Below are 12515 nucleotides of genomic sequence, written 5' to 3' on the forward strand. Positions count from 1 at the left end.
ACATGCGCCACTGCACCGACGACATCTACGGCGTGTGCAGACGGTGTGGAGTGAACAGATGGAAATGTCGCTCTACATCAGAGCGGGGTCCTACGCGCGATCATCTTTGGCCAGGAGGTATCGGACGATGAACTCGTGTGATGTCTCGAGATGAGTGCGGGTAAGTTCGTTGAGCCGCTGGCCGTCACCGGCTTTGGCGGCATCCAGGATCGCCGTGTGCTCTTCCTGCAGGTGCTCGACGTTCCCGATGACGGCGAGGTGCAGGTAGAGATAGCGGTCGGTGAGTTTGCGTAGCTGGTCGACGTGCGCGGCGGTCATGGGCCGGTTGGCGCGGTGATAGATGGCGGCGTGGAAACTCGCATTGGCTTCCAGCCATTCGACGAGATCGGTGGTATTCGACATGATTTCGAACTGCCGGGTCATCTCGATGATGTCCGCCCTGCCCACCTGCGAGGCCGCCATCTGGGTGAGGTAGGGCTCGACCGCCATCCTCATCTCATACAGCTCCTGCAGTTCCAGGATGGACAGCTCCCTCGAATAGGGCACGCCGTCAACCATGACGACCAGGCCCTCGGCCACGAGGGTCTGCATGGCGTCACGCACCGGGATGCGGCTGACACCGAATTGATCGGCGAGCTTCGAGTACGAGAGCCGTACACCCGCGCCGATCTCACCGGTGAGCAGTGCCTGCCGAAGGCTATTCACCACTGCGTTTCCCACTGCTGCTGTCGCCACTAGATCCTTCCCTCATACGTTCGGCTCGAACTGTATACGGAAGATAGCCGACGTATTCAGTTTGCGGGTTACGTTTGCGAAAAATTGCTGTTGCATCCGTAAGTGCGGTTACGCTCTGGCGCGGTCGCGTGCCGTACCGCTCCGACCGAGACACCGGCCCGACGGCTCGGATTTGTCTGGGGCGTCGGTACTTCTTCGCTGCGTTGTCCAGCTACACCACCGCCCTGGCCGTCGAGCTGGCACCCATCCGCGTCAACGCGGTCGCGCCGGGCATGATCCGCACCCCGATGTGGGATGCGATGCCTGAAGCCGACCAAGAGCCTTGTACGACCGAGAAGTGCAACGAACTCCCGTGGCCATCGGCGAAGTAGACGACGCGGTACGCGCCTACGTCTACTGCATGGACCAGGCCTTCAGCAGCGGCGCTATTGGTCTGATGTGCCATCGAGGGACTGGACCCGGCAGACAACACGAAGAGCGTTGGCGCGCAGTTACTTCTTCGAGGATCGTGATGTTGCGTCTGTGCGTGCCGCCTTCGTGCGGCTGGGATTCGTGAGTTGAGATCGGACGTCGCTCGGCACGTACACGCCTCGGGTTTGAAGATCGCCGATGAATCGGGCGGTCAGCGGATCAGGCTTGGCGGGGGTTACGGCTACGAGCTTCCTGACCCATCGCGGCGAAAATGATCGGACTGCGCCTGGAAACCCTGCACCGACCGCGCTTACCGGGCAGATCGCCACGCCAAGGCCGGCCGCGGCGAGCTGAGGCGCCGCAGCGCTCGCCGCTGTCCTCATCACTGTCTCTGTGTGAACCCCGGCGGCTGTCAGCGACCGGTCCAACCATCCGCCGAGGCCGTTCTCCGGTGTGAAGTGCACGATCTGCGCGCCTTGCAGATCCGGCATGCGCACGGTCGAACCACGGGTCAGCGGATGCCCCGACGCAGCCGCCAACACGATCTCTTCGTCGGCCACGAAAGTCGTCGCGAAGCGGTCAGGCACCGGCAGAGGCACCAGCGCCATGTCGATCTCGCCGGCGTCGACGAGATCGAGAAATGTTTCTATCGTGGCCGCCTCGCGCAAGGTGATCGCCACGTCCGGATGCCTGCGATGCCAGCGGCGGATGACAGGGGCGAGTAGTGGCACGGTCAGGCTTTGCGCGCAGGCCAGTCGCAGCGCTCCGCCTGCCGCCTCACCCACGGCACGTGCCGATCTCACGGCCGAAGCGGCCGCGTCGATGGCCCGCCTGGCATCGGCGACGGCAGCTCGGCCCGCCGGTGTCAGCGTCACGCCCCGAGGTTCCCGGCGGAGCAGAACCGTCTGGGCCTCGCGTTCCAGCACGGCCAGCTGGTGTGAGACAGCGGGTTGCGACGAATGCAGCAGTCGAGCTGCTTGCGTGATCGATCCGCTGTTGGCGACCGCCACGAGACACTCCAACGCCCGAAGAGACGGCATCCATGAAATCTATATCGAGAACGGATTGCCGCATGCATTTCGATACGTGGTCCGAGCATCCAGAGGGCGCCGCGGCTTGGAACTCTGCCCTCCAAGATTTGGATGATGAGGCTCCAGAACATCGATTCTTTCTGCGGAAGCCGACATCACCGCTGCGTGTTGGAAGGCGTATGCCAGCCGCAGACGGTGCTCCGTCGCACGGGACCATGATCGAGAGGGAATCAAGATGAAGATCGTCACCATCGGACGCGGAATGATCGGCGGCGGCCTCGCTCGGTTGTGGCGGGACTCCGGACACGACGTGGACGAGCTCGGCCGTGACGGAGGGGATGCCTCCGACGCCGACGTCCTTCTCGTTGCGGTACCCGGCAATGAAATTTCGTCCGCTTTGGCGAAAGTCACCGGTTTGGACGGGAAGGTCGCCATCGACGCGACGAACATCATGCCCCAGCGCCACGGCGAATTCCCCTCGTATGCACACGAAGTCAAGTCCTTCACCCGCGGACCGGTCGCGAAGAGCTTCAACATGAACTTCGGAGATCTCTTCGACCGCGTGCGCGAACAGCGCGTGCGGCCCAGTAACTGGTACGTCGCCGACGAGGACGCGCGCGGGGTCACCGAACAGCTCATCAGCGACGCCGGTTACGACCCGGCGCGCGTCGGAGATCTCTCCCGAGCTCGTGATTTCGAAGATGCGGTCTGGCTTCTCATGGGCGTGAAACCGCAAGGGGGCGTGTTCTATCGATTCGCCGTACCCGGCCAGCTCTGAGACACAAACGGCGCCGCTGACTCAGCTCCCGTCGAATCCGAACTCATCAATCGAAGGATCGAATCATGGCTCGTCCGATACGAATCGGCGTAACACTGCAGCCCGCCAACGCCCCCGACTACGCCACCTGGCGCAGTGCGGTGATCCATGCCGAAGAACTCGGCGCTGACCTGGTCTTCGGCTGGGATCACTTCCACCGACCCGAGATGGCCGAACTCAATCAGGGAGTCCCGGTGCTGGCCGAGGTGCAGCCCGACGTCACCAACTTCGAGGGTTGGACTGCATTGGCGTCCTGGGGGGGAGATCACTCACCGCGCCCAGATCGGGCTGCTGGTGACCGGGATGGGTTACCGCAACCCAGATCTGCTCGCCGACATGGCCCGCACCGCCGATCACATCAGCGGCGGACGCCTGGTGCTGGGCCTCGGCGCGGGCTGGTACGAGAAGGATTACACCACCTACGGATACGAATTCGGCACGTGGAAGACACGATTCGACTTGTTCGAGGCCGGGCTGGAACGCATCACGGCACGCTTCGACAAGCTCATCCCAACGCCCGTCCGCACGATACCCATCCTCATCGGCGGCACCGGCCCCAAGCGCACGTTGCCCTTGGTCGTTCGATACGCCGACATCTGGCACACCTTCCTCTCGGTCGAGGGCTTCACCGAGGCCACGGCCCGACTCGACGAGATGGCGGCCGCAGCAGGACGCGACGGGAACGACATCGAACGCTCGGTGCACTGGTTCGGCGTCGACAGTGCCGAGGACTACCGCGCTGCCGGCGCAACCATCTTCGTCCACGAGATCGCGCCCGATCCCGCCACCGGATACGACTTCACCACCCTCGAAGAGATGCTGACCTGGCGTGACCATCACAACGGCGGCTAGCGTGCGGCGCTGCCCACCTGCGCTGGGGTCTTCGAGCTCGTTTCTTATGAGGATGTCGGTACTTGTGGCGGCATCGGACGACCGTCGTCGTCAACAGGGGCGCCGGCCCATACTCGCAGCGCGTCCAGCGCCGGCCCCAATCCCCGCCCACGTTCGGTGAGCCGATAGGTCACGGTGATCGGCGGCCCAGGGTCGACATCCCGTTCGACCAGTCCGGCGTGTTGGAGTTCAACGAGTCGCTCGCTCAAGACGCGCTTGGACAGTCTCGGTAGGGCTGCGTCCAGCTCGTTGAAACGGGCTGGTCGCTGTAGAAGAAGGTCGATGATCAGTCCGGTCCAGCGCTTGCCGAGGAGGCCGAAGACCTCTTCGGTGTACGAGCACGATCGCAGCGGGCTCGACTCGGTCATACCTCAGATGATACGAGCCGCGCCGTCTCGATATCTGGTAGTAATAAGTAACTAGATTATTTTCTTGCAGCATCACAGCGGTGCTTATACAACATGCGAGGAGAGCGAAGCGTGCCTGAGTCGGTCCCTGCAAGCAGCGCTCACCAGCCCGCAACGTATGACCTGGTGATCCACCGCGCGCACGTGTTCGACGGGCACCAAGCGCACACCGGACTGCGTGATGTCGGCGTCAACGGCGGACAGATCGCCGACGTATCGGCAGAACCACTGCGGGGCGAGACAGAGGTGGACGCGGCCGAAGGCTGGGTCCTGCCGGGTCTGATCGACACCCACGTGCATTTTTACGATGTGGCTGCCGTGACCGATCCGGCTTCGATGCGGACGTTCGAGGAAAATGAACTGGCGGACCGGCTCAAATCCTTCCTGCGGCATGGGATTACCACGATAAAGTCCGTGGGCGATCCGACCGACGAAGTATTGAGAACGCGGTCGAGGATCGCTGCGGGAACGCTACGAGGCCCTCGATTCCTCGCAACGGGCTGCGGTATCACCGGTCGGGACGGACATCCCGCCTCCACGGTCTTCGCCAACAATCCGTGGGCGCGTCAACGCTTCACCAGAGAAGTGGACAGTGCCGCGCAGATGCAGGATGTCGTCCACCACTTGGCCGACCGCAAGGTGGACGCAATCAAGCTCCTGTCTGAAGGCGCGTGCGCGTGCGCCACCTCGCCGGAATACCTCTGGCGCAATCCGGCATTTCCGACCGCTGTCGAACTCACACGACTGTCCCCCGAGTTGCTCAAGGCGGGCATCGACACCGCCCACGAGCGAGGCCTCAGGGTCACTGTCCACACCACCCAGCAAGCCGCGGCGCGCGAAGCCATCGAGGCCGGTGCGGACGGCCTCGAACATGGTGTCACGGTTGAACCCATCACCGATCACGCGCTTGTCGATCTCATGGTCGAACGCGACACCACGTACACGCCCACACTCTGGATCGACGACGCGGCGCATCCCGACACCCGGGGCAACTTGAAGAAAGTCGCCGATGCGGGCGTCACCATCGTCATGGGCAGTGACACCTTCAGCGGCCGTGGCTTGTTCGGGGCGAATACGTTGGAAGAAGCCGAACTGATGGTCGCAGCCGGGATGACGCCGCTCCAGTCCCTGGTCGCAGGAACCAGTGCTGCGGCACGCCAGTGCGTCCGCCCCGATCTTGGCGCGGTGGCGCCCGGCAAGCGCGCCGACCTGGTGGTGCTGACCGCAGATCCCACTCGGGACATCGGCAACCTGCGCAACCTTGCCATGACAATTCTCGATGGTGAGATCGTCGTCGACAACCGCCAAGGCACGACCTAACTTTCGCAGGAAATGCACTCATGAGGACGTGGTTCATCACCGGTATGAGCACCGGCTTCGGCCGCTTGCTGACCGAAAGGCTGCTTGCGGCAGGCGATCGCGCAGCCGGCACACTCCGCGATCTCTCATCCGCCGACGACCTGAAAGAACAGTTCGGCGATCGACTGTGGCTGGCACCCCTTGACCTGACCCATACCCACGAGATCCGGCCGACCGTCGACGCTGCCTGGGCTGCCATGCACCGTATCGACGTGCTGGTCAGCAACGCCGGCTACGGCCTGCTCGGCGCGGCCGAAGAGGTCACCGACGCACAGATCCGGCATCAGATCGACACCAATCTCCTCGGATCGATACAGCTCATACGGGCGGCCCTCCCCCACTTCCGTGCGCAGCACAGCGGCCGTATCCTCCAAATCTTAAGCCTAGGAGGACAAGTCACCATCCCTGGCAGCTCGCTTTATCATGCGACAAAGTGGGGAATCGAGGGATTCATGGAAGCAGTTGCACAAGAGGTGGCAGTATTCGGGATCAGCTGCACTATCGTCGAACCCGGCGCCGCCCGTACCGGGTTCCGTAACCGAAGCGCAGTCGTCGGACCACGCATCCCCGCCTACGACCGCTCGCCTTCACGGAGGATGAATGACATCCACGACGACAAGTCGATCACCTCCCCTGGGGACCCGGTCAAGATGGTCGACGCCATGATTACCTCCGTGGAGCAAGATCCCGCCCCACTACGCCTGGCGCTGGGCAGCGACAGCTACTCCTACATCAAGACGGCCCTCACCACCCGTCTGGCCCAACTCGAAGCCCAAAGAGGCCTGGCTCTCTCGACCGATGCTGCAGACCAAGGCAACAGCCCGAACTGGTTTCAGTCAGACAACGGCTGATGCGCGGACGGAAACCGGATAGCCGGCTCACTTGTCAAAGCCCAGGCGGTGTCGGATGAACACATCTGGTAAACCACCACCCAACGGTGGCAACGCCGACAAGCTCGCCGAGCTACGCAACGCGATCCGTGGCATCGAAGCCGCCGAATCGACCTTCGGCGAGACACGCCAGTCCACAACGGGCGACAACGGCACCACCGGACAAACTCATGCGCGCGGCACCTATGAGCCGATCACCTACCACGGCATGCCGGAAGGCCAGGACTGGATGCAGCGCCTGCCCGCTCGCTACAAGCACGGAGAGCGCGGATTCGACCGGCGCATCATGGAAGAACTCGCCGCCGTCGGCGTGCCGTGCTACACCCTCGGCGACCTGTCCAATCGCGTGCGGACGATCCCCCAAGGTATTCCCATCTTCATCGACTGGCTCACACACCTCGAAGACCGCATCCCCGGCGCCGATACACCCCATCGTGAGGCGATCCGGGCAGGGCTGATCCGCAACCTCAATGACCCCGCAGCACGGGGAAACCCGGCCGCCATCAATGCCCTCGTCGTCCAACTGCGCCGACAGCCCCCGCTGCGCAGCGGACTGATCGGATACGCCACCGAGGCGCTCGCACACATCGCCACCAAACGCGACTGCCCCACGATCGTCGAACTCATTGACGAACTGCTCCCCCACGGAGCAGTCGTGGGGCCCCTCATCGAATACCTCGGGAAGGTAAAAACTGATGAGGCAAAAGAACTCGTCCTGAGATTCCTCGACACACCGTCGACCTACTTCGCGCTGCGCGCCCTCATCCAGATGAAGGCAACCGGTGTCCGGGCGAGAGTCGAGCCCTACCTCACTCACATCAACGCCGCCATCCGCAAAGAGGCACGCCGGGCCATGGCGAGGTTGCCCGAGTGAGCGAAAGCGACAAACCTCTCGATTCCGGCATCGATCTCAACATGCTCGCCGGCCAGACAGAAGCGCTGCGCCGAGCCCGCCAAGCGATCGACGCCATCGGCCGTGTGGAGGGCGAATCCGAGGACCGTCCCGTCCGCGTGTGGGTCACACCGTGTCCGGCACCCTCGTGGACATCGAACCAGCCGAGGACACCCGCTATTAGGAGCCAGGCCGGCTCAGCCGCCGCCGTTGTTGAAGCCGAACAACCTGTCTCGCACAACGCTGGACTACATGTCACTGAAGACTGCACCGCCTGATCCATGTTGGGACTGACACATACGATTTTCGTGGAGCAGCAGCAGCAGCAATTTTCACCGCGCCATATTCGTGAATCGCGAAAAGTGCAGCTGGTGCGCCACAGTGATGTTCGCGGTCGGACCGTTACGGTGCTTGCCGAGGATGATGTCGGCTTCGCCGCCGCGAGGGTCGTCACGATCAAATGCGTCAGGCCGGTGCAGCAGCATGACCATGTCGGCGTCCTGCTCCAGGCTGTTGTGCGCTGAGATGCCCTGCGCCACAAAGTTATGCGTGCCGGGCACGGTGCCGTCGTAGACATCGTGCTCACCGATGCTGGTGATGTCGACGATCTCGTCCCAGAACACGTCGTTGGTGGCGAGGTCGTGCAACGCAGCGTCCTCTTTCGGCACGGTGTCGAGATTCGTGTTCTGGGTGACACTCTCGAGCTCGGCGAGCAGGTCACGTGCGGCCGCGCCCCGTGCGCCGTGCACACCGACGTGCGCCATGAACCGCTTCTGGTTCTCGCGGCCGTAGATGAGCACATGCCAGCAGTCCCGGTACCCGGCCTTCTTGGCGCGTTTGATGCGCGCATACACCCCGACCCGCAGCAGCAGCTGCACAACGTCGTCAGCCAACTGCCGGCTGGTGGTCGCGTAGTACACGCGACCCTGCCCAACCTTGGCGTCCCACCGCACCGAGCCGTCGGTCGCCCACAGATGCCGCAGGAACAGCGCCACCTGGTCGTTGGGCAGTGCGAAAACCTGGGCGGGGACGAACTTTTCGTAGCTGCGCTTGCCGAACAGGCCGAGTTTGTCGAGCCACTCAGGGATCGGGTTGCGCTTACCGCGGGTCAACCGGTACGGCGCGGGAAGCCGAAGGGTGGTGACCCGCGCCGCGGCGTACTCGTCACGGATCGGCGTGACGCCGAAATGCTCCGCTGCGGTCTCGACCGCGAGCAGATTTCCCTCGTCGATCGATGCGTAACGTATCGGCTGACGCTTCCCGCAGGACCCGTCGCCGATCATGTGCGCGAGCATCACGACCTCCGAGTCGTGCATACGCTGTGTGTCGACCGGGTCGGGCACGAGGCGGGGCGTGGCCAGCCGGTCGCCGGGCTTCAACTCGCCCAACGGAACCCAGCCGTCGAGCGTGAGGAAGGGATGGTTGGCAGTTGCCTCGACTTCGCGGCCCGACGCCATCCGCAGTGTGAACACCTCTTTGCGCCCGCTGGGGAACACGTTGGTCATGGGCCGCGCGACCATGCGCTTGTGCTCGTCCAGCGACCACACCAGCGGCCGCTCTCCGGTTGCCATGAGCTCGCCGAAGGTGACCTCGGCGCCCGTGTCGGCGCGCAAGATTCGGGTGTTCGCGGTCATGCACCCCGACTCACGAAGATCGGACACCTGCGGACGCTTGTCGGTCCGTTGCTCAGGCCCACGGTTCAGCTGGCTGATCGCCACCACGGGCACGTCGAGCTCTTTGGCCATCAGCTTGAGGCTTCGCGAGAAGTCCGAGACTTCCTGCTGACGTGACTCGTACTTCTTGCCCGAGGTCATCAGCTGCATGTAGTCGACGACGATGAGCCGCAGATCGGACTTCTGCGCCAAACGCCGTGCCTTGGCGCGGATCTCCATCATGGTGAGGTTCGGCGAGTCGTCGATGTAGAGCGGTGCCTCGCTGATCTCGCTCATGCGCCGCGCCAGACGCGTCCAGTCGTCGTCGGTCATACGGCCGGACCGCATGTCGCCGAGCTTGATCTTCGCCTCGGCCGACAGCAGGCGCATGACGATCTCGGACTTGCTCATCTCCAGGGAGAAGATGACGCTGGCCATGCGGTGCTTGATGGAGCACGACCGCATGAAGTCCAGCCCGAGTGTCGAGTTGTGCGTGGGAACCATGCCCGGCCCGGCCAGGTACAGGTGCTCGGGGTTGTCCACCTCGACACACCGCACGGGCACGCTGGGCCGCCGGCGAACCGCGGTGATCTGAACCGCCGGGGCCAGCAGTGCCGTGCCGCCACGGCCGCCCGAGGCGCTCACCACGGTGTGCATACCGGCACGCAGGTTGGCGGTGATGCGGACCCCGTGCTCGGTGGGCCACTGATGCTGCGCATCGGCGACGATCGCGGTGCCGTCGGAGAACTCGACGACGTAGCAGGGCCGCCCGAGCATCACGTCGGTGTCGGCGACCACGCGTGTGGGTTCGCCGTCGGGGCCGAGGAGATGGTCACCCACCGCGACGTCGCCCATCGTCGTCCATCCGCTGGGCGTCGGAAGCGGGGTGTCGAGCGCGAGCGCCTTACCCACACCGGGACGCGCAGCGATGATGATCATCTGCCCGGCGTGCAACCCGTTGGTGACCTCGTCGAGTTCGGTGAACCCGGTGGGCACACCGCGTGCGATACCGCCCTGCGACGCGATCGCGTCGATCTCGTCCATCGTGGGCTGCAGCAGGTCCTCGAGCGGCACGAAGTCCTCGGAGGCGCGGCGCTCGGTGACGTCGTAGATCTCGGCCTGGGCGCGGTCGACGATGTCGGCCACGTCGGCACCGTCGGCGCCGGCGTAGCCGTACTGCACGACGCGTGTGCCGGCCTCCACGAGCCGGCGCAGCAGCGCCTTCTCGGCCACGATGCCGGCGTAGAAGCCCGCGTTGGCCGCGGTGGGCACCGTCGAGATCAGGGTGTGCAGATAGGGCGCGCCACCGATGCGGCGCAGCAGACCGCGCCGGTCCAGCTCGGCCGCGACGGTGACCGCGTCAGCGGGCTCACCGCGGCCGTAGAGGTCGAGGATCGCGTCGTAGACGCTCTGGTGGGCGGGACGGTAGAAGTCGCCGGGACGCAGCCGCTCCAGCACGTCGGCGATGGCGTCCTTGCTCAGCAGCATGCCGCCGAGCACAGCCTGCTCGGCGGCCATGTCCTGAGGCGGCTGGCGGCCGAAATCTCCGCTTGGCGGCGGACCATCGATGTCCGCGGGACCATCCGGATGCCCGAGGTCGTCCACGACTGCCAAGGACTACCCACCCCCTTCGAGACCAGCCTCACGACACGCTCGAACGTCTATTCGAATCGGTACTGCAACTGTAAAACGGGCCGCCGACAAGTCGCCGCAACAGCACCGCAGCGCCTCACGCTAGACGTTGCTGGAGGCCGGGAAAACCCGGCCTGTTCATCAACCTGTGGATGGCGTGGGGATATCTGTGGACAGCGATGTTTACGCGTTGGGGAGAACTTGTGGATTACCGCATTGTGATCCGATGTCTTCCCAGTTCAGAAGCCTAGAAGACCCCTTGGGCATTGTGGATGACAAATTCATCGGCGTGTCGTGGCGGGTTGCCCGCTCGGGCGTGTTGTGTTGCGCCGAAGGGCCCAACAGGTTAACGAACGGTTAGGTTCGCTGTCCTCGTTTTCGTTCGAGAAGTTCGCCAGCCGGCGGTGCGGGCATACAGCAACGCCCGGGTGGGAACCGTGACGGGTTCCCACCCGGGCGTATGACTGCCGACTGGATCAGCCGGCGACTTCGACTGTGCAGACTACTGCGCGACGACGTTCAGCGACACCTTGGCTTCCACGCCGGTGTGCAGCTTGACGGTCACCGGATAGGAGCCGACCGACTTGATGTGCGCCTTGGCCAACTGCACCGTGCGCTTGTCGAGGTTCGGGCCACCGGCCTTCTTGATCGCGTTCACGACGTCGGCAGCGGTGACGGAACCGAACAGCTTGCCGGTGTCGCCGGCCGCGTTGACCGACAGCGTGACGTCGCCCAGGCCCTCGAGCGCGGTCTTGAGCTCGTTGGCGTGCTCGATGTCGCGGATGACCTTGGACTCGCGAGCGCGGCGGATCTCCTCGGCCTGACGCTCGGCCCCACGGGAGGCGACGATGGCCAGCCCGCGCGGCAGCAGGTAGTTACGGCCGTAGCCGTCCTTGACCTCGACGGTGTCGCCGGCGGCACCCAGGTGCTCAACCTCGGCGGTGAGAATCAGCTTCATATCTCTCTCCGTTCCTGGCTAGCGCGTCGACGAGCCGAACGGCAGCAGCGCCACCTCGCGGGCATTCTTCACCGCGACTGCGATGTCGCGCTGGTGCTGGACGCAGTTGCCGGTCACACGGCGGGCACGGATCTTGCCGCGCTCGCTGATGTAGGTGCGCAGCAGCGCGGTGTCCTTGTAGTCGATGGTCTGCCCCTTCTTGGAGCAGAACACGCACTTACGGGTCTTGACCGGCTTTTCCGGTGCCGGCCGTCGCTTGTTGGACTTGGCCATTGATTATCTCTTCCTTGCAAAAAAATTCGATGTTGATCAGAAGGGCGGTTCGTCGTCGGCACCGCTGAAGGAACCCGACGCCGGAGCGCTACCCCACGGATCGTCCTTGGGCTCGGACTGGCGGGATCCACCACCGCCGGATCCGAAGCCGCCACCCCCGCCACCGCTACGGCTGGCCTTGTTGACCTTGGCCGTGGCGTAGCGCAGGGACGGGCCGATCTCGTCGACCTCAACCTCGACAACAGTGCGCTTCTCACCCTCGCGGGTTTCGAACGAGCGCTGCTTGAGCCGTCCGGTGACGATCACCCGCGAACCGCGGGTGAGGCTTTCGGCCACGTTCTCGGCGGCCTCACGCCAGATGTTGCACCGAAGGAAAAGTGCCTCGCCGTCTTTCCATTCACCGCTCTGGCGGTCGAACATGCGCGGTGTCGACGCAACGGTGAAGTTGGCGACGGCAGCGCCGGACGGGGTGAAGCGCAGTTCCGGGTCCGCTGTCAGGTTTCCGACAACGGTGATGGTGGTGTCACCAGCCACGAGATCCTCCTGGAGTGGGCGTCCTATTGCGGG

13 protein-coding genes and 1 pseudogene are annotated in these 12515 nt (G+C 64.2%); 7 read left to right on the forward strand and 7 right to left on the reverse strand.

Annotated elements, in window-relative coordinates; translation table 11 throughout:
* Positions 1-90: 90 nt before the first annotated feature.
* A complete protein-coding gene (locus tag AT701_RS33635; protein WP_233031932.1) occupies positions 91-708 on the reverse strand; it encodes a GntR family transcriptional regulator in 618 nt (205 codons plus the stop codon).
* A 230-nt stretch (positions 709-938) separates the two neighbouring features.
* Here AT701_RS33635 and AT701_RS35920 point away from each other — a divergent pair, with 230 nt between their 5' ends.
* The gene (locus AT701_RS35920; RefSeq protein WP_003898306.1) at positions 939-1106 is read left to right on the forward strand and encodes an SDR family oxidoreductase; all 168 of its coding nucleotides are present in this window, start codon (positions 939-941) and stop codon (positions 1104-1106) included.
* A gap of 120 nt (positions 1107-1226) precedes the next feature.
* Here the strand turns inward: AT701_RS35920 and AT701_RS33640 are convergent, their stop codons facing one another.
* Positions 1227-2186, reverse strand: a complete 960-nt coding sequence (locus AT701_RS33640) for a LysR family transcriptional regulator (protein ID WP_058127451.1) — start codon at positions 2184-2186, stop codon at positions 1227-1229.
* A 226-nt stretch (positions 2187-2412) separates the two neighbouring features.
* On the opposite strand from AT701_RS33640, the gene AT701_RS33645 reads away from it, so the two are divergent.
* Both AT701_RS33645 and AT701_RS33650 read left to right on the forward strand, forming a co-directional pair.
* Positions 2413-2955: a dinucleotide-binding protein gene (locus tag AT701_RS33645; RefSeq protein ID WP_003898308.1), complete on the forward strand. Its 543-nt coding sequence runs from the start codon at positions 2413-2415 to the stop codon at positions 2953-2955.
* A 65-nt stretch (positions 2956-3020) separates the two neighbouring features.
* Positions 3021-3846, forward strand: a pseudogene (locus AT701_RS33650) (LLM class F420-dependent oxidoreductase).
* Between the two features lie 44 nt (positions 3847-3890).
* Here the strand turns inward: AT701_RS33650 and AT701_RS33655 are convergent.
* Entirely contained in the window at positions 3891-4253 is a 363-nt protein-coding gene (locus AT701_RS33655) for a winged helix-turn-helix transcriptional regulator (RefSeq protein ID WP_003898310.1), read from the reverse strand.
* Positions 4254-4364: 111 nt separating this feature from the next.
* Between AT701_RS33655 and AT701_RS33660 the strand changes: the two genes are divergently transcribed.
* From AT701_RS33660 to AT701_RS35000, 4 genes are read left to right on the forward strand one after another with little or no spacing between them, the layout of a single operon-like run.
* Complete coding sequence (locus AT701_RS33660) at positions 4365-5612, forward strand: amidohydrolase family protein (RefSeq protein ID WP_058127452.1); 1248 nt, start codon at positions 4365-4367, stop codon at positions 5610-5612.
* 20 nt (positions 5613-5632) lie between these two features.
* Positions 5633-6502, forward strand: coding sequence for an SDR family oxidoreductase (locus AT701_RS33665; protein ID WP_058127453.1), 870 nt, complete (start codon positions 5633-5635; stop codon positions 6500-6502).
* 55 nt (positions 6503-6557) lie between these two features.
* A complete protein-coding gene (locus AT701_RS33670; RefSeq protein WP_223495975.1) occupies positions 6558-7415 on the forward strand; it encodes a HEAT repeat domain-containing protein in 858 nt (285 codons plus the stop codon).
* Positions 7412-7711 carry a hypothetical protein gene (locus tag AT701_RS35000; RefSeq protein WP_157892611.1) on the forward strand — a complete coding sequence of 100 codons (300 nt, stop codon included), beginning with the start codon at positions 7412-7414 and terminating at the stop codon, positions 7709-7711. The genes AT701_RS33670 and AT701_RS35000 overlap by 4 nt, the downstream gene beginning before the upstream one ends.
* A gap of 54 nt (positions 7712-7765) precedes the next feature.
* Here AT701_RS35000 and AT701_RS33675 read toward each other — a convergent pair whose 3' ends face one another.
* From AT701_RS33675 to AT701_RS33695, 4 genes are all read right to left on the reverse strand, one after another.
* Positions 7766-10699, reverse strand: a complete 2934-nt coding sequence (locus tag AT701_RS33675; protein ID WP_162267889.1) for a replicative DNA helicase — start codon at positions 10697-10699, stop codon at positions 7766-7768.
* Positions 10700-11219: 520 nt separating this feature from the next.
* Entirely contained in the window at positions 11220-11675 is a 456-nt protein-coding gene (gene rplI, locus AT701_RS33685) for a 50S ribosomal protein L9 (RefSeq protein WP_058127455.1), read from the reverse strand.
* An 18-nt stretch (positions 11676-11693) separates the two neighbouring features.
* Entirely contained in the window at positions 11694-11948 is a 255-nt protein-coding gene (gene rpsR / locus AT701_RS33690) for a 30S ribosomal protein S18 (RefSeq protein WP_003898319.1), read from the reverse strand.
* A 36-nt stretch (positions 11949-11984) separates the two neighbouring features.
* Positions 11985-12482, reverse strand: a complete 498-nt coding sequence (locus tag AT701_RS33695) for a single-stranded DNA-binding protein (protein WP_003898320.1) — start codon at positions 12480-12482, stop codon at positions 11985-11987.
* Positions 12483-12515 lie beyond the last annotated feature (33 nt).

Source organism: Mycolicibacterium smegmatis (assembly GCF_001457595.1).
In the GTDB taxonomy this organism is placed as follows: Bacteria; Actinomycetota; Actinomycetes; order Mycobacteriales; family Mycobacteriaceae; genus Mycobacterium; species Mycobacterium smegmatis.

What these genes read in the sequence shown, in the direction of transcription:
- AT701_RS33665 (WP_058127453.1), top strand. Translation starts at nt 5,633, where the DNA reads ATGAGGACGTGGTTCATCACCGGTATGAGCACCGGCTTCGGCCGCTTG.
- rpsR (WP_003898319.1), bottom strand. Translation starts at nt 11,948, where the DNA reads ATGGCCAAGTCCAACAAGCGACGGCCGGCACCGGAAAAGCCGGTCAAG.
- AT701_RS33640 (WP_058127451.1), bottom strand. Translation starts at nt 2,186, where the DNA reads ATGCCGTCTCTTCGGGCGTTGGAGTGTCTCGTGGCGGTCGCCAACAGC.
- rplI (WP_058127455.1), bottom strand. Translation starts at nt 11,675, where the DNA reads ATGAAGCTGATTCTCACCGCCGAGGTTGAGCACCTGGGTGCCGCCGGC.
- AT701_RS33655 (WP_003898310.1), bottom strand. Translation starts at nt 4,253, where the DNA reads ATGACCGAGTCGAGCCCGCTGCGATCGTGCTCGTACACCGAAGAGGTC.
- AT701_RS33670 (WP_223495975.1), top strand. Translation starts at nt 6,558, where the DNA reads ATGAACACATCTGGTAAACCACCACCCAACGGTGGCAACGCCGACAAG.
- AT701_RS33645 (WP_003898308.1), top strand. Translation starts at nt 2,413, where the DNA reads ATGAAGATCGTCACCATCGGACGCGGAATGATCGGCGGCGGCCTCGCT.